This is a genomic window from Paractinoplanes toevensis, from assembly GCF_018332695.1.
GTDB lineage: Bacteria > Actinomycetota > Actinomycetes > Mycobacteriales > Micromonosporaceae > Actinoplanes > Actinoplanes toevensis.
Genome location: NZ_BOQN01000059.1, coordinates 155,807 through 178,783, shown reverse-complemented (window position 1 = coordinate 178,783; position 22,977 = coordinate 155,807). Strand labels below are relative to the sequence as shown.

Genomic DNA, 22,977 nt, shown 5'->3' with positions numbered 1-22,977 from the left:
CCGACCCCCGGAAAACGGATCAACCGCCTACCGTGGCCTTTGCCGGGACCTCGCCGAGGACGTCTTTGAGAAGCTGGGCGCACCACTGGAGCAGGGCCAGGTCGCGCAGGGGCTCGCCGCCCATCCGGCGGGTGGCCGGGCGTGGGACGCTCACCTGGTCGGTGGCCTGCTTGTAGACCGAGTCGGGGTGGTAGCGCTTCAGGCGCAGCTGCTTGGAGTCGGGCAGCGGCAGCGGGGACAAGCGGATGTGCTTGCCCTGCATGGAGACGTCGGTGAGGCCGTAGGCGCGGGCCACCTGGCGGAACCGGGCCACCGCGATCAGGTTGGCGACCTGGGTCGGCGGCTCGCCGTAGCGGTCGGTCATCTCGGCGACGACCTCGTCGAGCTGCTTGTCGTCGCGGGCCTCGGCCAGCTTGCGGTACATCTCCAGGCGCAGGCGCTCCACCGAGATGTACTCCACCGGGAGGTGCGCGTCGATCGGGAGGTCGATCTTGACCTCGGGCTCCTCCTCGGGGCGCTCGCCCTTGAAGGCCTGTACGGCCTCGCCGACCATCCGCACGTACAGGTCGAAGCCGACGCCCTCGATGTGGCCGGACTGCTCGCCGCCCAGCAGGTTGCCGGCGCCGCGGATCTCCAGGTCCTTCATCGCCACGTACATGCCGGCGCCCAGCTCGGTGTGCTGGGCGATGGTCGCGAGCCGCTCGTGGGCGTGCTCGGTCAGCGGCTTCTCCCGGGGGTAGAGGAAGTAGGCGTACGCCCGCTCCCGGCCCCGGCCGACCCGGCCGCGGATCTGGTGCAGCTGGGCCAGGCCCAGCAGGTCGGCGCGCTCGACGATGAGGGTGTTGGCGTTCGGGATGTCGATGCCGGACTCGACGATCGTGGTGCAGACCAGGACGTCGAACTCCTTCTCCCAGAAGCCGACCATCACCTTCTCCAGCTGTTCCTCGCTCATCTGGCCGTGCGCCACCGCGACCCGCGCCTCGGGGACCAGCTCGCGCAGCTTGCGGGCGGCGCGGTCGATCGACTCGACCCGGTTGTGCAGGTAGAAGACCTGGCCGTCGCGGAGCAGCTCACGGTGGATGGCCGCGGCCACCTGCTTGTCGTCCTGCGCGCCGACGAAGGTGAGCACCGGGTGGCGCTCCTCGGGCGGGGTGGCGATGGTGGACATCTCCCGGATGCCGGTGATCGCCATCTCCAGGGTGCGCGGGATCGGGGTGGCCGACATGGTCAGCACGTCGACCGAGGCGCGCAGGGCCTTGAGCTGCTCCTTGTGCTCGACGCCGAAGCGCTGCTCCTCGTCGACGATGATCAGGCCCAGGTTTTTGAACTTGGTCGAGTTGGACAGCAGGCGGTGGGTGCCGATCACGATGTCGGCGGTGCCGTCGGCGGCGTGCTCCAGGGTCAGTTTCGCCTCGGTCGGGGTCTGGAACCGGGACAGCTGCTTGATCTGGATCGGGAACTGGTTCATCCGCTCGGTGAACGTGTTGAAGTGCTGCTGGGCCAGCAGCGTCGTCGGCACCAGGACGGCCACCTGCTTGCCGTCCTGAACGGCCTTGAACGCGGCGCGCACGGCGATCTCGGTCTTGCCGTAACCGACGTCGCCACAGATCAGCCGGTCCATCGGGACGGCCAGCTCCATGTCGTGCTTGACCTCGGAGATCGCGGACAACTGGTCGGGCGTCTCGGTGTACGGGAAGGCGTCCTCCAGCTCGCGCTGCCACGGGGTGTCCGGGCCGAACGCGTGACCCTGTGACGCCTGCCGGGCCGCGTAGAGCTGGATCAGCTGGGCGGCGATCTCGCGGACCGCCTTGCGGGCGCGGGCCTTGCTCTTCTGCCAGTCGGTGCCGCCCATCTTGTGCAGGGTCGGCTGCTCCCCGCCGACGTAGCGGGACAGCTGGTCGAGCTGGTCGGTCGGGACGTAGAGCCGGTCGCCGGGTTGGCCGCGCTTGGACGGGGCGTACTCGATCACCAGGTATTCCCGGTCGGCGCCGTTGACCGTGCGCTGCACCAGCTCGACGTAGCGGCCGATGCCGTGCTGCTCGTGCACCACGTGGTCGCCCGGCTTCAGCTCGAGCGGGTCGATCGTGTTGCGCCGCCGGGACGGCATCCGGCGCATGTCCTTCGTGGAGGCGCCGCGGCCGCCGCTGATGTCGTTGCCGGTGATGATCGCGAGCTGCGAGGCCGCGTCGACGAATCCGTGGTTGAGCCCGCCGCAGGTGATCAGCACCTGGCCGGACTCGATGGCTTTCTCGATGGAGTCAACCGGGGTGACGCCGACGCCGGCGTCGCGCAGCACCTCGGTCGCCCGCTGCGCGGTGCCGTGCCCCTCGAAGATCAGCGCGACCGCCCACCCGGCCGCGACCCACTCGCTCAGATCGGCGGTCAGCCGGGACGTGTCGCCGTGGTAGAGCGGCACCGGCTGGGCCGCGAGCGCGATGGCGTCGCCCAGGTCGGGCGACACCGCCACCGCGGCCGGGGCGTCGAGCCACGGCTGATCGGCGGCCGGCGCCTCCTCGGACTCGGCCAGACCGAACGGCGAAACCGACCACCACGGCTGGGACAGGGTCGCCGCATGAGCGCGTACATCGGCGAGGGTTTTGAAAGCGGCGGCGCCGACGTCGATCGGCGCCTGGCCGCCGACGGCGGCCGCGGCCCAGGAGGCCTCGAGAAACTCATTCGAGGTACGGGTGAGGTCGTGCGCCCGGGTGCGGATGCGCTCCGGATCGCAGAGCAGCACGTGGGTGCCGGCCGGCATGCAGTCGAGCAGCAACTCCATGCTGTCGGTGCCGTCCAGCAGGGCCGGGGCCAGCGACTCCATGCCCTCGACCGGGATGCCCTCGGCCAGCTTGTCGAGGATCTCGGCCAGCTCGGGGTGCTCGGCGGCCAGCTCGGCGGCCCGCGCGCGAACCTCCGGCGTCAGCAGCAGCTCGCGGCAGGGCGGTGCCCACAGCCGCTCGACCGGGTCGATGGTGCGCTGGTCGGCGACCGCGAAGGTGCGGATCTCCTCGACCTCGTCGCCCCAGAACTCGACCCGGGACGGGTGCTCGTCGGTGGGCGGGAAGACGTCGAGAATGCCGCCGCGCACCGCGAACTCGCCGCGCTTGGTGACCAGGTCGACCCGCGCGTAGGCCATGTCGGAGAGCCGCCGGGACACGCCCTCGAGATCGGCCGAACCGCCGGTGACCAGCTCTACCGGCTCGAGATCGCCGAGGCCCTTGAGCTGCGGCTGCAGCACGCTGCGCACCGGCGCCACGACCACCCGCAGCGGGTGGCCCGCGGGGTGGGCGAGCCGCCGCAGCACGGCGAGCCGCCGCCCGACCGTGTCGGACCGCGGCGACAGCCGCTCGTGCGGCAGCGTCTCCCAGGACGGGAAGACGGCGACCTGATCGGGGTTGATCAGGCAACCGAGTGCCTCGGCCAGGTCGTCGGCCTCGCGGCTGGTGGCGGTGACGGCGAGCACCGGGCGCCCGGCGCCACCGAGGTCGGCCGCGCCGGCCACGGCCGCGACCACGAACGGCCGCAGCGATGCGGGCGCGGTCAGGTCGAGGGAGTCGGAGTCGACGAACCCTTTTCGCGCGAGGTCGCGGGCGCGAGCGAGCCCGCGGTCGCGCAGGGCCGCCGGGATCAGGCCGGAGAGCTGCATGGTGATGACCTCACGAACACGTCGAATAACCCCAGCGTCCGGCGGGACGGGGGTATGCGGACGAGTCTAGTCCGGCCCTCTGACATTCACGGGCCGGACAACATGTCCGACATAACGGTCGATAGCCGGAGAATAGTGCCAGCGAGTTGTACGGCTCCCAAGGAGGCAACGTGCGGATCCTGCTGCTCGTTACGGCGTTCAACGGGCTGAGCCAGCGGGCCTGGTGCGCGCTGCGTGAGGCCGGGCACGACGTGAGCGTCCTGTTCGCCACCGGTGAGGCGGACATGATCTCGGGGGTGCAGCGGGCCGACCCGGAGTTGATCATCTGTCCGTTCCTCAAGGACCGGGTGCCGGCCCAGGTCTGGCAGAACCGGCCCACCGTGATCATCCACCCCGGGCCGGTCGGTGACCGCGGACCGTCCTCGCTGGACTGGGCGATCGCCGACGGCGCCCGCTCCTGGGGCGTCACCGCGCTGCAGGCCGTCGAGGAGATGGACGCCGGGCCGATCTGGGCCACCCGCACGTTCGCCCTGCCGGCCGCGCCGCCGCGCAAGTCGTCGCTCTACAACGGGCCGGTCGCCGACGCCGCCATGGAGTGCATCCTCGAGGTGGTCACCAAGGCGCACGACCCGTCCTTCGCACCGGTACCGGCCGACCAGGCGCAGGCCCGGCCGCTCATGCGCCAGCCGGACCGCGCCTTCGACTGGACCGACTCGACCGAGAAGATCGTCCGGAAGATCCGGGCCGCGGACGGCGCCCCGGGCGTGAAGACCGAGGTCGGCGGGCTTCCGGTGTTCGCGTACGACGCGCTTCCCGGCGTCGGTCGCGGTGGGCGACCGGGACAGATCCTCACCCGGCGGCAGGGCGCGGTGCTGGTCGGGACCGGAGACGGCAGCGTCTGGCTGGGGCATCTGCGGCCCGCCGACCCCGGGCACGGCCGGTTCGGCATCAAGCTTCCGGCGACCTCGCTGCTCGGCGCGCGCCTGCGCGGCGTACCCCACTCGCCGCTGCCGGTCGGCAGCGAGCCGGAGCATCCCGGCACCTACCGGCAGGTGCGCTACCGGCGCACCGGCGCGGTCGGCTGGCTCGCCTTCGACTTCTACAACGGCGCCATGGCGCCGGGGCACTGCCGGCGGCTGATCGCCGCGCTGCGGCACGCGGTCGCCCAGGACACCGAGGTGCTGGTGCTGCGCGGCGGCACCGACGCGTTCAGCAACGGCATCCACCTCAACGTCATCGAGGCCGCACCCGACCCGGCCAGCGCGGCCTGGGCCAACATCCGGGCGATCAACGAGGTCTGCCGGGAGATCATCACGTGTACGCGGCAGGTGGTCATCGCCGGCTATGCGGGCAGCGCCGGCGCCGGTGGCGTGATGCTCGGCCTGGGTGCCGACATCGTGGCCGCCCGGGACGGGATCGTCCTCAACCCCTTCTACGACATGGGCCTGTACGGCTCCGAACTGCACACGTTCACCCTGCCCCGGCGGGTCGGTGCCGACTCGGCGCAACGGCTGATCGACGAGAAACTGCCGGTGAGCGCGGCCCGGGCCCGATCGATCGGCCTGGTCGACGAGGTCGGACCGCGCCACCCCGACGCGTACGCGGACTGGCTCGCCGCCCTCGCCGAACGCGAGAGTGACGTGCGCGCCGCGCGCAACCGGCGCCAGGCCAAGGCGCGGCGGCTCGCCGCCGAGCGCGTCCCGCTCGAGGTGTACGAGGCCCGGGAGCTCGCCGAGATGAGCCGTGACATGTACGCCGACCGGTCCGGTTTCGCCGCGGCCCGGCACGCGTTCGTCCGCAAGGAGAAGGCCACCGAGACCCCGGTCCGGCTCCTGCCGCCCGCGGCGGTCAAGGCTGCCCCGAAAGCCCGCCGGGCAGCTACGCTTCGCCCGGCGGTACCCGTCTCAGCCTGACGGATCCGTGAGACTTGCCTCAATTCACCCGGCCCATAGGCCACGCCGATAGCATCGGCAGAGTCGGGGACAGCGCCGTCCTTGAGCACCTGATTGCCCTAAGGAGCGCCCCGATGACCGACCAGCCCGGCCACCTCGACCCCGAAGGCCCGGACGCCGCGCTACGTGCCGACATCCGGCGGATCGGCACGCTGCTCGGCCAGACCCTGGCCCGGCAGGAAGGCCGTCCGCTGCTCGACCTGGTCGAGGAGGTTCGCGCCCTGGTCCGCCAGGACGCCGTGGCCGCCGCCGACCGGCTCGCCGCGATGGACGTCACCACCGGCACGAAACTGGCCCGCGCCTTCTCCACCTACTTCCACCTGGCCAACATCACCGAGCAGGTGCACCGGTCCCGTGACCTGCAGCGCCGCCGGGCCAAGGACGGCGGCTGGCTCGACCAGGCGGCCAAGCGCATCGCCGAGAAGGGTGTGCCGGCCGACGAGATCGCCGCCGCCGCCCGCCGGCTCGCCGTGCGCCCGGTCTTCACCGCGCACCCGACCGAGGCATCCCGCCGCTCGATCCTGTCCAAGCTGCGGCAGCTCGCCGACGCGCTGGACGCCGAGGCGGCCGCCGCGGTCCTCTACGGCGCGTCCGACACCACCGCCTCGACCCGGCGGTTCGCCGAGCTGATCGACCTGCTGTGGCAGACCGACGAGCTGCGGCTGGACCGGCCGGACCCGACCGACGAGGCCCGCAACGCCGTCTACTACCTGCGCGACCTGTACGCGGAGGCGGCCCCGCAGGTGCTCACCGACCTGGCCGAGACGCTGCGCAACCTGGGCGTGGAGACCGCACCGACCGCGCGCCCGCTGACCTTCGGCTCGTGGATCGGCGGCGACCGGGACGGCAACCCGTTCGTCACCCCGGCCGTCACCCGCGACGTCCTGATGATCCAGCACGAGCACGGCATCCAGGCCACCGAGAAGGCCATGGACAAGCTGATCGACGAGCTGTCGGTCTCCCGCCGGCTGCGCGGGGTGTCGCTCGACCTGTCCGCGTCGCTCGCCAAGGACCTGGACAACCTGCCCGAGGTCGCGCCCCGGTTCCGCAAGACCAACGCCGAGGAGCCGTACCGCCTGAAGGTCCGGGCGATCAAGGCGAAGCTGTCGAACACCCGGGAACGGCTGCGCCGTGGCACCGCGCACGCGCCCGGCCGCGACTACCTCGGCAACGACGAGCTGATCAGCGACCTGGAGCTGATGCGCGCCTCGCTGGCCCGCAACTCCGGCCAGCTCACCGCGGTCGGCGTGGTCGCCTCCGCGATCCGGACGGTCTCCGCCTTCGGCCTGCAGCTGGCCACGCTCGACGTGCGCGAGCACGCCGAGAAGCACCACGAGGTGCTCCAGCAGATGTACGCGCAGGTCGGCGAGGTCGACGATTACGCCGCGCTGGACCGGCCCGAGCGCACCAAGCTGCTCGCCGCCGAGCTGACCGGGCGGCGGCCGCTGGCCAGCGCCGACACCCCGCTGACCGACTCGGCCCGCAAGACGTTCGACGTGTTCAACACGATCCGGAACGTGCAGGAGCGGTTCGGCCCGGACGTCATCGAGACCTACATCATCTCGATGACCCTCGGCGTCGACGACGTGCTGGCCGCGGCCGTGCTGGCCCGCGAGGCCGGCCTGGTCGACATCCACACCGGCCGGGCCCGGGTCAACATCGTGCCGCTGCTGGAGACCCCGGCCGAGCTGGACGCCGGTGGCGAGCTGCTGGACGAGATGCTCAACCTGCCCGCCTACCGGGAGATCGTCCGGGCCCGCGGCGACGTGCAGGAGGTCATGCTCGGCTACTCCGACTCCAACAAGGAGGCCGGCATCACCACCTCGCAGTGGCGCATCCACAAGGCGCAGCGCTCGCTGCGTGACGTGGCCGCCCGGCACGGCGTACGCCTGCGGCTGTTCCACGGCCGGGGCGGCACCGTCGGCCGTGGCGGTGGCCCCACCCACGAGGCGATCCTGGCCCAGCCGTACGGCACGCTGGACGGCGCGATCAAGGTGACCGAGCAGGGCGAGGTCATCTCCGACAAGTACACGCTGCCCGCCCTGGCCCGGGAAAACCTGGAGCTCACGGTCGCGGCCGTGCTGCAGGCGACGCTGCTGCACACCACCCCGTCGGTCGACCTCGAGCGGCTGGCCCGCTGGGACGCGACCATGGACGTGGCCTCCGACGCGGCCTTCGCGCAGTACCGCACGCTGGTCCAGGACCCGGACCTGCCCGCGTACTTCTGGGCGGCCACCCCGACCGAGCTGCTCGGCCAGCTCAACATCGGCTCCCGGCCGGCCAAGCGGCCGAACGCCGACGCCGGCCTCGGCGGCCTGCGCGCCATCCCGTGGGTGTTCGGCTGGACGCAGACCCGGCAGATCGTGCCGGGCTGGTTCGGCGTCGGCACCGGCCTCAAGGCGGCCCGGGAGGCCGGGCACACCGAGCACATCAAGGAGATGGCCGCGGACTGGCAGTTCTTCAAGACGTTCCTGTCGAACGTCGAGATGATGCTGAACAAGACCGACCTGGACATCGCCCGGCGCTACGTCGAGACCCTGGTCCCGGAGAACCTCCACCCGATCTTCGAGAAGATCCGCGAGGAGTACGAACTGACCGTGCGCGAGGTTCTGGCGATCACCGGTGGTGACGACCTGCTGGCCTCGCAGCCCGAGCTCCGGCGCACGCTCGGCGTCCGGGACACCTACCTGCTCCCGCTGCACCACCTGCAGGTCGCGCTGCTGCGTCAGTACCGCGACCTGGCCGACACCGACAGCCAGCCGGCCACCGGGCCGGGCGCACGCCGCGCACCGTCCGACTCGACGGCGCTGGAGCGGGCGCTGCTCACTTCGGTGAACGGCATCGCGGCCGGCATGCGCAACACCGGCTGACCCATGTTCCTGAGAGTGACCTGAGAGACCCCGAGGGGCTCTCAGGGATTCTCCGGATCCGCAAGGGTGCGGGCTGTTCCTAGGCTGGGCGCGTGACCATCATCGCGACTCAGGCGCTGACGAAGACGTACGGCGGTGGGGTAACGGCACTGTCCGACCTCACCGTCGACGTCGATGCGGGCGTCATCGGGCTCGTCGGCGCCAACGGCGCCGGCAAGAGCACCTTTATCAAGATCATGCTGGGCCTGCTGGCGCCCAGCTCCGGAGAGGTCCGGGTGTTCGGGCTCGACCCGGTCACCGAGACCGACAAGGTCCGCGCGCGGGTCGGCTACATGCCGGAGAACGACTGCCTCCCGCCCGACGTCTCCGCCTCCGAGTTCGTCACCCACGTGGGCCGGCTCAGCGGCCTGCCCAAGACCGCGGCGCGCGAGCGGGCCTCCGAGGCGCTGCGCCACGTCGGCCTCTACGAGGAGCGCTACCGGCAGATCGGCGGCTACTCGACCGGCATGAAGCAGCGGGTCAAGCTGGCCCAGGCGCTCGTGCACGACCCCGACCTGCTGCTGCTCGACGAGCCCACCAACGGCCTCGACCCGGCCGGCCGGGACGCCATGCTCACCCTGGTCCACCGGATCGGCACCGAGTTCGGCATCTCCGTGGTGGTCTGCTCGCACCTGCTCGGCGAGGTCGAGCGGATCTGTGACTCGCTCATCGCCATCGAGGCCGGCCGGCTGCTGCGCGCCGACCGCATCTCCAGCATGACCACGGCGTCCGACGTGCTCGCCGTCGAGGTCAGCGAGGGCACCGACGAACTCGCCTCGGCGCTGCGCGCCCTCGGCTTCATCGTCACCCCGGACGGCCGGCAGCTGCTGGTGCCGCTCGAATCGGAGACGGCGTACGACCGGATCCTGCGCGCCGTGGCCGACCTCGACCTGCCGCTGCACCGTCTCGACCAGCGGCGCCACCGCGTCGCCGAGCTCTTCACCGCGAAGGAGACGGCCGATGTCTGACGCCGGCGTCATCCACGACATCGGGTACCAGCGCTACGACGGTCCCCGGCTCGGCCGGGCCGCGGTGCTGGGCGCGCTCTACCAGCACGGACTGCGGGCCACGTTCGGCCTGGGCCGCTCGGCCAAGTCGAAGATCTTCCCGTGGGGTGTGGCCGCGATCGTGCTGCTCGTCGCGGTGATCAACGCGGCGGTCCGTTCGCAGACCGGCACCTGGCTGTTCGACTACTACGCGTTCGCCGACTCGATGAGCTGGCTGGTGATCTTCTTCGTCGCCATCGTGGCGCCCGAGCTGGTCTCCCGCGATCTGCGCTCCGGGGTGCTCCCGCTCTACTTCAGCCGGCCGCTGCGCGCCGCCGACTACGTGATCGCCAAGGTGGCCGCGCTGGCCACCGCGGTGTGGCTGCTGCTCGGCGTACCGCAATTCATCATGTTCCTGGGTGGCGCCTTCACCACCAAGACCGGGATGCGCGGGGTTTGGCACGAGGTCGGGCTGCTGCTGCCCGGATGGGCCTACAGCGTGCTGTGGGCGTTCATCTTCACCAGCATCAGCCTGCTGATCGCCTCGCTCACCGGCAAGCGTGCCTTCGCCGCCGGCGGCATCGTCGCGGTCTTCCTGATGACCGCGCCGGTCGTCGGCGTGCTCAGCGTGCTGCCGTCGCACACCGCCAACGATCTCGCCGGCCTGGCCAGTCCGATGAGCCTGATCTCCGGCGTCGAAGCCTGGCTCCGCGGCCGCAACGACCTCGGCATCAACGTCGGCGACTTCGGCGTGATCTACGGCATCGAGGCGTTCTGCCTGATCACCGCGTGCCTTCTGCTCCTACTGGCCCGCTACCGGAAGGTGGCCTCGCTATGAGTGTCGTCGAACTGGAGAACGTCTCCCGCTGGTACGGCAACGTCGTGGCGGTCAACGACATCAGCATGACCCTCGAACCCGGCGTGACCGGCCTGCTCGGACCGAACGGCGCCGGCAAGACCACGGTGCTGCACATGATGGCCGGCTTCCTGTCGCCGTCCCGCGGCACGGTCACCATCGACGGCTCGCCGACCTGGCGCAACCCGGGCATCTACCGGCAGCTCGGCCTGGTCGCCGAGAAGGAGGCCGTGCACGGTTTCCTCACCGCCCGGCAGTTCGTGGTGGCCTGCGCCAAGATGCAGAAACTGCCGGATCCCACGGCGGCCGCCCAGCGCGCCCTCGAACTGGTCGAGATGACCAGCGCCCAGGACCGCCGGATCGAGACGTTCTCCAAGGGCATGCGGCAACGCACCCGGGTGGCGGCGGCGCTCGTGCACGAACCGCAGGTGCTGCTGCTCGACGAGCCGTTCAACGGCATGGACCCGCGGCAGCGCATGCACATGATGGAGCTGCTGCACTCGCTCGGCGACCGCGGCCACACCATCCTGTTCAGCTCGCACATCCTGGAGGAGGTCGAGCAGCTCTCCGGCCTGGTCCAGGTAATCGTGGCCGGGCGCCTGGCGGCCTCCGGCGACTACCGGCGCATCCGGCGCCTGATGACCAACCGGCCGCACGTCTTCGCCGTGCAGAGCTCCGACGACCGCCGCCTGGCCGTCGCGCTGATCGGTGAGAAATCGGTGAACGGCGTCGAGATCGAGGCGGGCGGCCTCACCGTCCGCGCCTCCGACTACGGCAGCTTCACCCGCGCGCTGCCGCGCATCGCCCTGGGCGAGGGCATCCGGCTGCGCCGCCTGCTGCCGTCCGACGAGTCCCTGGAGAGCGTCTTCTCCTACCTGCTGGAGGCATGATGTCCACGGTCGCCTACATCACCGCCCGCGGCCTGTTCGGCCGCCGCCGGGTCCTGTTGCTGCTGCCGTTGCCGCTGCTGCTGATCGGCCTAGCGCTGATCTGCCGCTCCTACGACGTCGACCCCAACCAGTGGGGCCAGGCCGTCGTGCAGGGTCTCGGCCTGGCCGTGCTCCTGCCGGTGATCAGCCTGATCGTCGGCACCGGCGTCCTCGGTTCCGAGGTCGACGACGGCACCATCGTCCACATCCTCACCAAGCCGCTCCCCCGGCGCGACATCATCCTGGCCAAGCTCCTGGTGGCGGTCGGCGTCTCGGCGGTGGCCTCGGCCGTGCCGCTGTTCATCGCCGGCGTCCTGGCCTCCGGCGTCAAGTTCGGCATCGCCCTGGCGGTGGCCGCGGCGGCCGGCGCGGTGGCCTACTCGGCACTGTTCCTGCTGCTCAGCCTGGTGACCCGCCGCCCGGTCCTGCTCGGCCTGGTCTACATCCTGGTCTGGGAGGGCCTGCTGGGCCGCTGGGTGAGCGGCACCCGGGTCCTCTCGATCGAGCAGTACGTCATCACGATCGCCGACAAGATGGCCCCGACCGGCATGCTGGACGGCAAGGTCTCCCTCCCGGTCGCCCTGGTGATGGCCACCATCTTCGCGATCGGCGGCACCCTGTTCGCCATCAACCGCCTCGGCTCCTTCAGCGTCGCCGGCGAAACCAGCTGACGACACCGGCCGATCCCCAATAATTGATCAGTGATCGAACGGGCGAGCGCGACCGTCAGTCGCCCTCGCCCGTGCCGATTTCCGGTTTCGCCAACCGGTGTCATACGACTAGGGTCTCCCGGTGTTGTTCGTGTGCGACGTCGCGCTCGGGGGTGCCAGCAAGCCTTGAACAAGAACGTTCACCAGGGCCTGCACGGCGAGGGCTTCATCTATGCCCTGGCCTGCGCTGGAGGCTTCACGACCTCCAGGATGAACCTCGACCTCGACGGGGTCGACCTGCAAATCGCTCATCCCGGTCCGCGCGGCACTACTCGATCACCCAAGATTGAGGTGCAGGTCAAGTCCTCCTCCGCGCCCCAGGTCAAGGACGGCCAGATCCACCAGTCGCTCAAGGTCGGGCATTTCAACCAGCTGGCCGGTGCCGGCTTTCAGGTTCCGCGCTTTCTCTCCGTCGTGATCGTGCCGACCACACCGGAGGAGTACGCAGTCTGCACGGATGAACACATGCGATTGAGTACGGCGGCGTACTGGCTTTCGCTGACTGATCACGAGACCTGCCAAGCGGGACGGAAGATTCCGCGAGCGTGACGGTCCAGGTTCCCCTACGGAATCTGCTCACCGTCGATGCACTCAGCTGTCTGCTGGTCGGCGACCTTGGAGGAGCGACGCGATGATCCGGGCTCAGGTCACCGATCGCGACGCATTGGCCGCGCGACCGCCGTCTGAACTCGCGATGTATTTGCGTGCGCACGACTGGACCATTCGGGAACGCGCCGGGAGCAGCGTTCAGTGGGTCAAAACGGTGGCCGGAGAGGAGTTTGAAGCTCTCCAGCCACAGGAGTCGACGCTCCGGGACTACGCGTCTCGCGTTCGAGACCTCCTGAGCGTCCTCGCTGTCACCGAGGACCGATCAGAGCTGGACATACTCAGCGACATCTCCAGCGTCTCCATGGACATCCACACGGTCCGGACGTTTCCACCGGACAACGCCCCCGGGATGATCGGCCTCGAGGATGGTGTCCAAGCATTCGAGAGCCTACGAAATCTGGTGATTGCCGCGGCCTACGCCGTCAGTGTGGAACAACCTCGAGCAGTCCAACCGGCGCGCAAGTCGGCGGATGTGCTGAAGCTGTTGCGCGAAGTGCGGATCGGCCCCTCGGCCGAGGGCAGTTTCATCATCTCCGTGCACACACCGGTGCCACCACGGCTCTCACCGTCCCTGTTCGAGGAGGAACTCCCCGAGCCGTTCGAACGTCGGGTCGCCTTGAAGGTCTACGACGCCGTCCGTGCGGCTTACAACGCGGCGAACGACGCGCTCGTTGACCCGAGCGGCTTCGATGTCTTCACGGCTGCCGTTCCGGCGGGCGTCAGCGCCAACCTCTGCGAGGCCCTGATCGGGCTCGGCGGCGAGGCCGGCCATCCGTTCGAGCTCGCGCTCCGGCTGGCGCCATCACGGCCGATACGTGCCCGGCAGTTCCCCCCGGTCCGTTTTCGCCGTGACCATCTGCCGGTGCTCGCCTCGGCCGCGCAGGAGCTGCGGGAGCGTGTTCCCGAGGAGGGTGCTGTCGTGCTGGGAAACGTGGTCCGACTGCACCGCGAAGGGGCAGGCACCGGCGAGATCACCGTTGCCGGGGCCGTCGAGGGCGACGACCGCCTTCGCCGCGTCTGGATGAACCTGACCGATGAGGACTACTCGACCGCCATGTTGGCCCATCAGGAGATGTCGGTCGTGTCCGTGCGGGGCGACCTGGTTCGACGCGGCACCCGCCTCTATCTGACCAATCCGACCGCCTTCCGCATCACCGCCGGTGAGGCTTAGCGGGAACGGGGGTCACGCCCGTGGGCGGTGTCGGCGGAGCCAGGCGGCCTGGCCGCCGTCGATCAGGATGTCGGTGCCGGTTATGTAGAGCGAACCCGGGCCGGTCAGGAACGCGACCACCTCGGCGAGTTCGCCCGGCGTTCCGGTGCGGCCGATTCCGCAGGCCGTCAGCGACGCCATCATGTGGGTGCCGGCCTCGCCCTGCTGTTCCGCCTTCGCCATTGCCGTGGAGATGACGCCGGGGCTGACCGTGTTGATGCGGGCACCCCGGCGGTTGTAGGCCAGGGCGGCCGCCTCGACCCGCACCTGGTTGGCGCGTTTGGCCAGGATGTAGGCCATTACCGGCTCCAGGTCCGCCGCCCGCACCACGACGTCGAGCGACAGCAGGTCCGTGGTGGGTGCCGTGGCCAGGGTCGTCTCCTGCTCTCCGGTCAGCGTCGCGTAGTGGCCGGCCATGCTGGCGATGCAGACCAGCGCCGTGCCGTGGGTCGCCACCGGCTCGAAGGCGTCGATGACGTGGGCGGTGCCGAGCAGGTCCACCGCCATGATCTGGCCGACCGTGGCGGTCGCCGCCGAGACGCCCGCGGTGTGCACCACGGCGGTCAGCCGGCCCTCGGCCGCGGCCGCCTCGGCCAGCCTCACCACCGACGGGCCGTCGGACACGTCGGTCACCTGGCCCTTCGCCGCGTATCCCTCGGCCCGCAGCGCGGCCACCGCTCGGTCCAGGGTGTCGGGGAAGGCGTCGGCCAGCAGCACGGTGCGGCCGCCGCCGATCCGCCGGGCCACCGCGACGCCCATCCCGCCGGCGCCCGTCACCACCACCACGTCGGTCATCTCAGATCCTTCCAAGCGGTGCTGAGGGCGATGGCCTGCCGCCACGGGCGGATGGCCTTCGGGGGCATGCCGACGGCGAGGGCGCCGACGACGCGGTCGTCCTTGCGGTACGCGGCGAGGAAGCGCCGGTCCGCCAGGGAACCCTCGACGACCTCGGCGACGTCGTGGCCGCGCAGGTAGCCGTAGGCGTGGAACTTCAGGTCGTACTGGTCGGACCAGAAGTAGGGCACCGGCGCGAACGGCTTGCGGGCGGCCGGGTTCAGCAGGTTGCGGGCGGCGGCCATGCCCTGCTCGGCGGCGTTGGTGCGGTGCTCGATCCGCATCGGCACCCCGAACAGCGGGTTGTGCCAGCGGGCCACGTCGCCGGCCGCATAGATCTCGGGCGCGGCCGCGCTGTATTCGTCGCACACCACGCCGTCGTCGAGGGTGAGTCCGCTGCTCTCGAGCCACTCGGTGTTCGGGCGGGAACCGATCGCCACCAGCACCTCGTCGGCCGCGACCGGTTCGCCGTCCTCGATCGACACTCCGGCGCCGGTGACGCCGGTGACCGTTACGCCGGTGCGCAGGTCGACGCCGTGGTCGCGGTGCGCCTGCGACAGGACCTGGCCGATCCGCTCACCCACGGCGTGGGCGAGCGGCACCGGGGCCGGCTCCAGCAGGACGACCTCGCAGCCGAGGCCGCGGGCCACGGCGGCGCATTCCGCGCCGAGAAACCCGGCGCCGACGATGGCCAGGCGGGTGCCGGGACGCAAGGTCCGGCGCAGGGCGAGCGCGTCCTTGACCGTACGCAGGACATGCGCGCCCGGACCGGGGAGCCGGCATGGCCGCACCCCGGTCGCCACGATCAGACCGTCGTAGGGCACGTCGGTGCCGTCGGACAGCCGTACCGTCCGCTCCTGCCGGTCGAGGCCGGTGGCCCGCGCGCCCAGGCGCAGGTCGAGGCGCAGCGCGGTCAGCTGGTCCAGGGTGCGCAGGGCCAGCCGCTCGGCATCCCAGGTGGAGGCGAGGATCTGTTTGGAGAGCGGCGGACGATCGTACGGTGGATCGATCTCCTCGCCGATCAGCGTGAGCGAACCGGCGAAGCCCTCCCGGCGCAGGGTTTCGGCCGCAGCGAGGCCGGCGGCCGAGGCACCCACGACGACGATCCGGTTCACGCCTCCACCAGGCGGATCGCGGCGGCCGGGCACACCGCCGCGGCCTCGCGCACCTCGTCGAAGCGCTCGGGGCCGGGGGTGGCGTCCAGGACGATCGCCACGCCGTCGTCGTCCCGCTGGTCGAAGACGCCGGGGGCGACCATCGCGCACTGGCCGGCCGCGACGCACTTGGGTTCGTCGAACTCGATCCGCATCGTCGTCCCTTTCACCAGGTGACCGGCAGTGACTTGAGGCCGTAGGCGACGCCCTCCATCGCGAACGGGACCTCCTCGAACGGCACGGCCAGCGCCAGCGTCGGAATGCGCCGATAGAGGGTGCCGTAGGCGACCTGCAGCTCGACCCGGGCCAGCGACTGGCCGAGGCACTGGTGCACGCCGTAGCCGAACGCGTGGTGCCGGCGGGCGGGCCGGCGCAGATCGAGCCGGTCGGCCTCGGGGAACTCGGCGTCGTCCCAGTTCGCGGCGGCCAGGTCGAAGATGACGCCGTCGCCGGCCCGGATGACCGTGCCGTGCAGTTCGATGTCCGCGTCGGCGATGCGCCGGATTCCACTGTGCACGATCGTCAGGTAACGCAGCAGTTCCTCGACCGCGTTGGCGACGAACTTCGGGTCGTCGCTGTTGTCCCGCAGCAGGGCCAGCTGGTCCGGGTTCCGCAGCAGCGCGAGGGTGCCCAGCGAGATCATGCTGGCGCTGGTCTCGTGGCCGGCGATGAGGATGGCGTTGGCCATGGTGATGGCCTCCGGCCGGGTCATCTCCCCGGCGACGACCCGGGCGGCCATCTCGGACACCACGTCGTCGCCCGGTTCGGCGGTCTTCCGGTCGAGCAGCTCGCTGAGGTAGGCGCCGATCGCCTGCCCGGCCTTCGCCGCCTCCTCGGGCGTCGACTCGTGGCTGATCAGCACGTGGCTGGTGTGCTGGAAGAGCTCGTGATCCTGATAGGGCGCGCCGAGGATCTCGGTGATGACCAGGGTCGGCACCGGCAGGCCGATCGCCTGGACGAGGTCGGCCGGGCGCGGTCCGTCCAGCATGTCGTCGATGAGGTCGTCGAGGACCTCCTGGATCCGCGGGCGCTGCGCCTCGACCCGCTTGACCATGAACGGGGCGTTGACCGTACGCCGCAGCCGGGTGTGTTCCGGCGGGTCGGTGTTGGTGATCAGCTGAGGGTGGTGCGGGGCGGACGCCGCCCGGGCGCGGGTCATGTGCGGATATCCGGCACGCTTCTCGTCGATGCTCAGGCGCGGGTCGTTGAGCAGGGCGCGCTGGTCGGCGTGCCGGGTGATGAACCACGGCGTGCTGCCGTCCCAGATGCGCACCTTCCCGACCGGGTTGTCCCGGGTCATCTCGCGCACGGTCGCGGCCGGGGCGAAGGGGCAGCTCGACTCGCGGGTGGTCGGGTACTCGATCTCGGTCATCAACCCATGCAAACAGGGTGACCTGACGAGACCCGGACGGTCACCTGACAAAACCCGGACATCCGTTTTATGGCGCCAGACTCAGCCGGTACCCGAAACCGCGGTGCGTGTGGATCAGGGCCGGCGGTGCCTCGTCCACCTTCTGCCGCAGCCGGGACACCAGCCGCTCGATCGCGTTGACCTCGCGGGACTCGCCCCAGACGTACCGGGCCAACTGCTCCTTGGAGAGCACCCGGCCGGCATTGCGCAGCAGGTGCCGGAGCAGCCGGTATTCCGCCGGGGTCACCTCGAGCGGGCGGTCACCGCGCCAGGCTCGGCGGACGGCGTCGTCGAGCAGCAGGTCGCCGTGCCGCAGCACGTCGACCGGCCCGGTGGCGGCCCGGTCGCGGACCAGGACCTGGGCGCGGGCCAGCAGTTCGGCGCTGCGGCACGGCTTGGTGATGTAGTCCTCGATCCGGGTGCCGAGCATCGGCACCAGCTCGCCGAGGAACTCGCAGGCGGTGACGCAGAGGACCGGCGGGCGGTCGCTGAACGTCAGCCGCTCGCGGGCGAGATCGTGCAGGTCGGGAGTGTCCACATCGACCACGACCAGGTCGACCTGGTCCTCGTCGAGCAGCCGCACCGCCGCGGCACCGGTCGCGATCGCGGTGACCCGGTAGCCGTCCCCGGTCAGCTCGGCGGTGAGCGCCCCGCGCATGCTCGGGTCCGGGGCCACGACCAGGACGTAGGGGTCGCGCCCGGTTCGGACCATCTCATGGACGCGCATGGGTATACCTCACTTCGGCGCCAGAGCATCGGGACGCATCGATTCAAGCATCCCGGTGCCCGGCGCGTCGTCAGCTCACCACGATCCGGGCCTGGGCGCCTCCGCGACCGCCCGGAACGAACCCTGGTCGGTGGTCAGCGTGACCACCGGCTGGATACCGCCGCGTTCGGCGCGCACTTCGCGGCAGACGGGGGGGGCAACTGATCTTGGACGCACGACCGGACGAGGTGCGAAGGGCCGCCGGGGCCAGCGATGGCGGAACGGACAGTTCGGCAGTTGGCGTGATGCGGCCGCTCCGCCAAGGGTAGGTTCGGACTGTACCCGGCGAATCCATGCAATCCATGGCGTAAGGGCTGAAGGTGTGCGCCGCTCGACTACTTGGGTTTCTCGCCGCCCGATCCCACCTCTGGCCCCGCGAGCGCGGTCACAGTCGGCGGTCCGAGCATGCGACGGCGGTAGCGCTGGGCGCTCGCAGCAAGGTGTGATCTTCTTGTTCAAGATTCTGGTGGTCGATGATGAGCCAGACTTGCGCTACCTTCTGCGGCGCGTTTTCGAGCGCGCCGGCCATGAGGTGTCGGACGCGAGAGACGGCGCGGCTGCGCTGGAGGCTCTCCATCGCTCCCGGCCGGACCTGGTGGTGACCGACATGATGATGCCGGTCATGGGCGGGGCGGAGCTCATCCGCCGGCTGCGCGCCGACCCTGGCACCGCGCTGATTCCGATCCTCGCCGTAACGGGAGACGCCCATCTGGCCGGCGGCGCCGACACGGTGCTGCACAAACCCTGGACATCGCAACAGCTGCTGGCCGCGGCGGCCGCGCTCATGCCACAGAAGGTGGACCATACGTGAAACGACTGGCAACCGGCGTGCCCGGACTCGACGTAGTCCTCGGCGGCGGGTTCGAGCCCGGTTCGGTCACAGTGCTGGCCGGCGCGCCAGGGACCGGCAAGACGATCCTGGCCCAGCAGATGTGCTTCACCGATGCCACACCGCAGCGCCGATCGGTGTATTACACGACCTTGTCGGAGCCACACACGAAGTTGGTCCGGCACCTGGCTTCCTTCGACTTCTTCGTCCCCGAGGCGTTGGGCTCGCAGGTGGAGTATCTACATCTAGGCGATCTCGTTCGCGACGACAAGTCCGGCCGGATGAGGTCCCTGGTCGAGGAGGTGACGCGTAAGGCGCTGGAGGAGAATCCCGTCCTGGTGGTGATCGACAGCGCGAAGGCGTTGCGGGATTTCACCGAGGACCGCGAGCTGCGGATGGTGTTCTACGACCTGATCAGTAGGATCGCCCACACTGAGTCGGCTCTGCTGCTACTCGGGGAATACACCCCGGCCGAAATGGAGTCCGGGGTCGAGTTCGCTCTGGCGGACACCATCATCCACCTCGCGTATGAGCCCCGCGACCCCATTGACCGGCGCTGGCTTCGGGTGGTGAAGATGCGCGGAACCAACCACCTGGAGGGTAAACACACCTTCCGCATCGGCCCGACCGGGTTCGAGGTGTTCCCCCGCATCGAGACCCTCGATACCGGCCCGGCGACAGAGGTCACCGGGCGGATCCGAAGCGGCATCACCTGTCTCGACGAGCTCATGGGCGGCGGGATCGGCGCCGGCGAGGCCACCCTCATGCTGGGGCCGTCCGGAGTCGGTAAGACCATCTCCGGACTACGGTTCGTCGCCGAAGGCATCACTCAGGACGAACGCTGCCTTTACGTCACTTTCCAGGACACCGTCGAACAGCTCGTCAAAATGGCAGCAGGTCTCGGTTGGGATCTCGGCGCCGCCACCGAGAACGGGCAGCTCGTGGTTCACCACGTGCCGCTCGGCGAACTGGACCTGGACCTACTCGCCGCCCGCATCCGTCAAGAACTGGCCGACGGGTCGATCCGCCGGGTAGTGATCGACAGCCTCGCCGAGATGGTTTTCGCCGCCCGCGAATCCGACCGGTTCCCCGCGTATGCGCGCAGTCTGACCGGGATCATCCGTGCCGCCGGCGCCACCCTGCTCATCACCAGCGAAACCACCATACTGGGCCCCAGCCCGGAACCCATCGGCGGAGTCTCGTTCCTGTTCCACAATGTGATCCTGCTGCGGTACATCGAGTTGAAATCCTGCATCGGCAGAGCGTTGAGCATCGTGAAGATGCGCAACAGCGACCACAGCAAGGACCTCTTCCGCTTCACCATCGGCACAGACGGCCTGACCGTCGGGGAATCCCTGGAATCAGTCACCGGCGTGCTCGGCTGGAGCGCCCTGAATGCTCCCACCGTAGCCTCATGAACCGAGCTGACGTCGATGACGACAAAGCCCACCGAACCTGGCAATGCGACGCCTGGCATACATCCCCCGCTCCGGCTCGGAAAGAGCCCACCTGACTCTGGCGTCCCGATGTGCATCCCAGCGACCGGAGGGGTATGCACCGCACATGACGCCGGTGAAGGTGGGCCTGTGCGGTGCCAGCATGGCGTTGCCGTCCTACGCGGAACGCTTCCGGGTGCTGGAGGTGCAGCAGACCTTCTACGAACCACCCCGCGAGGTGACGCTGCGGCGGTGGCGGGCCAGCGTTCCAGCGGGGTTCGAGTTCACCATCAAGGCGTGGCAGTTGATCACGCACGAGGCGAAAAGCTCCACATACCGGCGGCTGCGCACGCCGCTGAGTGCCGAGGAACGCACCGAGGTCGGCGGTTTTCGGTGGACGCCCATCGTCGCCCGCGCCTGGGACACCACGCTCAGCTGTGCCGAAATCCTGGGAGCGACGGCGATCCTGCTGCAATGCCCGGCGAGCTTCCGGCCGACCGAACCGGCCATCGCGCGGTTGCGCGAGTTCATCTCCCGAGCGCGCCGGCCGGCCGGTGTCCGGCTGGTGTGGGAGCCGCGGGGCGCGTGGCCGGATGACGTGGTCCGGGGCCTGTGCGAGGAGCTGGACCTGACCCACGCCGCCGACCCGTTCCTGCGCCTCAGCCTGACGCCGTTGGCCTACTACCGGCTGCACGGCATCACCGGCACCCGCCACGTGTACACGGATGCTGAGCTGGCCCAGCTCGCCAAGATCGTCGACGCGGGCTCGGCGTACGTGATGTTCAACAACCTGCCGCGCGCCGCCGACGCTTGGCGGTTCAGCCAACTGGTGCGTCGAGACGCGGGCGCCCGCTCGACGCCGGCCGACGCAGGCTCCGACTGACCGGCCGGCCCCTTGGCTGATCTTGCCGTTTAGCCTCCGGCTTCAGGGAAGGCCGCGAGGCTCGCTATCAGAGCCGGCGAGGACCGGCGTGGTAGGCAGCCGTACCACGAAGGTGGTGCCGGGCCCGGTGTGCTCGGCCAGGGTGATGGTGCCGTGGTGGCGTTCAACGATGCCGCGGGTGATGACCAGACCGAGACCGGTGCCGGGGATGCGTTTGTCCAGGGCGGTGGAGGCCCGGTAGAAGCGGCGGAACAGCCGGGGTTGTTCCTCCGGGGGGACGCCGATACCGGTGTCGGCGACCGTCCAGGTGATCATCTGGCCGGTATGGTCGAGGCCCGCAGTGATGGTGATCTCCCCGCCGGCCGGGGTGTACTTGATGGCATTGGTGAGCAGGTTGTCGGCGACCTGACGCAGCCGGTTGGGGTCGGCATGCAGGTCGAGCCGTTCGGGCAACCGTACGGTCATGGTGAGCTGCTTGCCGACGGCTGGTGCGGTGTTCGCCTGCACGGACTCGCCGATGATGGCGCACAGTTCCGTGTTGACCAGTTCGACGGCGAGGTGTCCGGATTCGAGCCGGGCCAGGTCGAGCAGGTCCTCGGCCATCACCGACAGGCGCTGCGCGCTGCGCGCGATGACGCGTAGGTATTCGCGTTGCTGCTCGGTGGTCAGTTCCTCGAGTTCGTCATCGAACACCGCAACGGCGCCGCTGATCACCGCCAGCGGGTTGCGTAGTTCGTGGGTGACCATGGCAACGAACTCGTCCTTGGTGCGGGCCAGTTCCAGAGCGAGTTCCTCGGCCCGGCGCCGTTCGATGTACTGCCCGACATGGGCGGCGAGCCCGCTGAGCAGCCCGAGCAAGGTGTCTTCGGGGTCTTCCACCCGGTTGCCGTAGACGCACAGCGCGCCGAGGGTGTGCCGGCCGGTGGACACCGGCACACCGACGGCGACGCGCAACCCGACACGCGCGGCGGCGCTGCTTCGCAACGACGCCTTGTCGGCGCCCAGGTCCCTGATCCACCGGCCGGTGCCGCCGGCGCAGACTTGGCCGGGCAGCGCCACGCCGAGTTCGAGTACGTCCAGGGCGAAGTCACCCAACTGCTGGCCTGCTTCGACGTGGCGGGCCGCGCAGGTGAGCACTTGTCGGTGATCGTCGACCAGCCACAGCTCAACGACCGACCAGCCCATCTTCACCCCGAGGGCCTCGACCACTCGATGCCCGGCGACGGTGCTGGAATCCGCCTCGGCAAGCCCCAGCGCGATGGCGGCTTGGACGTCGGCGAACTGGGCGGCCCGACGCGCGCTGGTGATGTCGTGGGCGAAGGCGTGGAACATTCGCCCGCCGGGCTCGTCGGTGACGGTCAGGGTCATCTCGATGGGGAACTCGTGGCCGTCGCGGTGCAGTGCCGTCAGCTGAAGCTGCTGTCCGAGGACTCGGCTGGGATCACCGGCGGCAAGGTGGGAGAGGCGGACGAGGTCGGCGCGGTATGCGTCGCGGAACCGGGCCGGGATGATCAGGTCGGTGATGTCGCCTTGGGAGGCCTGTGCGGTGGTGTAGCCGAAAACTCTCTCGGCGGCTGAATTCCATCCCTTCACCCAGCCGTCGACGCTGGTGGCGATGTAGGCCTGCACCGACACCACGAGCCCGGTCTGCACCGGGGGCACCACGCCGTCGAGGTCGTTGGCGCTTTCGGACACTGCTTGCGTCATCACGGCCTCTCAGGATGACTTAGGCTCGGTGACCGCGTCACGCTCGGCGGGCTGTCGATCGTCGCCATCGCCCCCACCGTACCGCCAGGACCCGATCCGCCTTACCGCGACGGACACATCGACAAGTGCATCCCGCAACGGCCTGAACAGCAC

At 70.1% G+C, this 22,977-nt stretch carries 18 protein-coding genes; 11 read left to right on the top strand and 7 right to left on the bottom strand.

Annotated elements, in window-relative coordinates; translation table 11 throughout:
• Positions 1 to 19: 19 nt before the first annotated feature.
• Positions 20 to 3,643: a transcription-repair coupling factor gene (mfd, locus tag Ato02nite_RS22940; RefSeq protein ID WP_213008640.1), complete on the bottom strand. Its 3,624-nt coding sequence runs from the start codon at positions 3,641 to 3,643 to the stop codon at positions 20 to 22.
• Positions 3,644 to 3,813: 170 nt separating this feature from the next.
• Here mfd and Ato02nite_RS22935 point away from each other — a divergent pair, with 170 nt between their 5' ends.
• The 8 genes from Ato02nite_RS22935 to Ato02nite_RS22900 all read left to right on the top strand — a co-directional run bounded on the left by Ato02nite_RS22935 (position 3,814) and on the right by Ato02nite_RS22900 (position 13,765).
• Positions 3,814 to 5,556: an enoyl-CoA hydratase-related protein gene (locus Ato02nite_RS22935; RefSeq protein WP_213008639.1), complete on the top strand. Its 1,743-nt coding sequence runs from the start codon at positions 3,814 to 3,816 to the stop codon at positions 5,554 to 5,556.
• A 113-nt stretch (positions 5,557 to 5,669) separates the two neighbouring features.
• Positions 5,670 to 8,465, top strand: a complete 2,796-nt coding sequence (gene ppc / locus Ato02nite_RS22930) for a phosphoenolpyruvate carboxylase (RefSeq protein ID WP_213008638.1) — start codon at positions 5,670 to 5,672, stop codon at positions 8,463 to 8,465.
• A gap of 92 nt (positions 8,466 to 8,557) precedes the next feature.
• Positions 8,558 to 9,472, top strand: a complete 915-nt coding sequence (locus tag Ato02nite_RS22925) for an ABC transporter ATP-binding protein (RefSeq protein ID WP_213008637.1) — start codon at positions 8,558 to 8,560, stop codon at positions 9,470 to 9,472.
• Positions 9,465 to 10,328, top strand: coding sequence for an ABC transporter permease (locus Ato02nite_RS22920; protein ID WP_213008636.1), 864 nt, complete (start codon positions 9,465 to 9,467; stop codon positions 10,326 to 10,328). The genes Ato02nite_RS22925 and Ato02nite_RS22920 overlap by 8 nt, the downstream gene beginning before the upstream one ends.
• Positions 10,325 to 11,236, top strand: coding sequence for an ABC transporter ATP-binding protein (locus tag Ato02nite_RS22915; RefSeq protein WP_213008635.1), 912 nt, complete (start codon positions 10,325 to 10,327; stop codon positions 11,234 to 11,236). Before Ato02nite_RS22920 ends, Ato02nite_RS22915 begins: the two co-directional genes overlap by 4 nt.
• Entirely contained in the window at positions 11,236 to 11,946 is a 711-nt protein-coding gene (locus Ato02nite_RS22910) for an ABC transporter permease (RefSeq protein ID WP_213008634.1), read from the top strand. Before Ato02nite_RS22915 ends, Ato02nite_RS22910 begins: the two co-directional genes overlap by 1 nt.
• A 165-nt stretch (positions 11,947 to 12,111) precedes the next feature.
• Positions 12,112 to 12,534, top strand: a complete 423-nt coding sequence (locus Ato02nite_RS22905; protein ID WP_246607316.1) for a DUF4365 domain-containing protein — start codon at positions 12,112 to 12,114, stop codon at positions 12,532 to 12,534.
• Positions 12,535 to 12,616: 82 nt separating this feature from the next.
• Positions 12,617 to 13,765 (top strand): hypothetical protein, encoded by a 1,149-nt coding sequence (locus Ato02nite_RS22900; protein WP_213008633.1) that lies wholly within the window; start codon positions 12,617 to 12,619, stop codon positions 13,763 to 13,765.
• Positions 13,766 to 13,777: 12 nt separating this feature from the next.
• Here Ato02nite_RS22900 and Ato02nite_RS22895 read toward each other — a convergent pair whose 3' ends face one another.
• The 5 genes from Ato02nite_RS22895 to Ato02nite_RS22875 form a co-directional block, all read right to left on the bottom strand.
• Positions 13,778 to 14,599, bottom strand: a complete 822-nt coding sequence (locus Ato02nite_RS22895) for an SDR family oxidoreductase (RefSeq protein WP_213008632.1) — start codon at positions 14,597 to 14,599, stop codon at positions 13,778 to 13,780.
• Positions 14,596 to 15,753, bottom strand: a complete 1,158-nt coding sequence (locus tag Ato02nite_RS22890; RefSeq protein ID WP_213008631.1) for an NAD(P)/FAD-dependent oxidoreductase — start codon at positions 15,751 to 15,753, stop codon at positions 14,596 to 14,598. The genes Ato02nite_RS22895 and Ato02nite_RS22890 overlap by 4 nt, the downstream gene beginning before the upstream one ends.
• The gene (locus Ato02nite_RS22885; RefSeq protein ID WP_213008630.1) at positions 15,750 to 15,947 is read right to left on the bottom strand and encodes a ferredoxin; all 198 of its coding nucleotides are present in this window, start codon (positions 15,945 to 15,947) and stop codon (positions 15,750 to 15,752) included. Before Ato02nite_RS22885 ends, Ato02nite_RS22890 begins: the two co-directional genes overlap by 4 nt.
• 11 nt (positions 15,948 to 15,958) lie before the next feature.
• On the bottom strand, positions 15,959 to 17,164 hold the full coding sequence (locus tag Ato02nite_RS22880; protein WP_213008629.1) for a cytochrome P450: 1,206 nt from the start codon (positions 17,162 to 17,164) through the stop codon (positions 15,959 to 15,961).
• A 67-nt stretch (positions 17,165 to 17,231) separates the two neighbouring features.
• Positions 17,232 to 17,930, bottom strand: coding sequence for a response regulator transcription factor (locus Ato02nite_RS22875; protein ID WP_213008628.1), 699 nt, complete (start codon positions 17,928 to 17,930; stop codon positions 17,232 to 17,234).
• Positions 17,931 to 18,420: 490 nt separating this feature from the next.
• Between Ato02nite_RS22875 and Ato02nite_RS22870 the strand changes: the two genes are divergently transcribed.
• The 3 genes from Ato02nite_RS22870 (at position 18,421) to Ato02nite_RS22860 (ending at position 21,117) form a co-directional block, all read left to right on the top strand.
• Positions 18,421 to 18,780 carry a response regulator gene (locus tag Ato02nite_RS22870; RefSeq protein ID WP_213008627.1) on the top strand — a complete coding sequence of 120 codons (360 nt, stop codon included), beginning with the start codon at positions 18,421 to 18,423 and terminating at the stop codon, positions 18,778 to 18,780.
• On the top strand, positions 18,777 to 20,216 hold the full coding sequence (locus tag Ato02nite_RS22865) for a DUF7125 family protein (protein ID WP_213008626.1): 1,440 nt from the start codon (positions 18,777 to 18,779) through the stop codon (positions 20,214 to 20,216). The genes Ato02nite_RS22870 and Ato02nite_RS22865 overlap by 4 nt, the downstream gene beginning before the upstream one ends.
• A 145-nt stretch (positions 20,217 to 20,361) precedes the next feature.
• Complete coding sequence (locus tag Ato02nite_RS22860; protein ID WP_213008625.1) at positions 20,362 to 21,117, top strand: DUF72 domain-containing protein; 756 nt, start codon at positions 20,362 to 20,364, stop codon at positions 21,115 to 21,117.
• A gap of 42 nt (positions 21,118 to 21,159) precedes the next feature.
• Here Ato02nite_RS22860 and Ato02nite_RS22855 read toward each other — a convergent pair whose 3' ends face one another.
• Positions 21,160 to 22,824 (bottom strand): sensor histidine kinase, encoded by a 1,665-nt coding sequence (locus Ato02nite_RS22855; protein WP_213008624.1) that lies wholly within the window; start codon positions 22,822 to 22,824, stop codon positions 21,160 to 21,162.
• Positions 22,825 to 22,977: the final 153 nt, after the last annotated feature.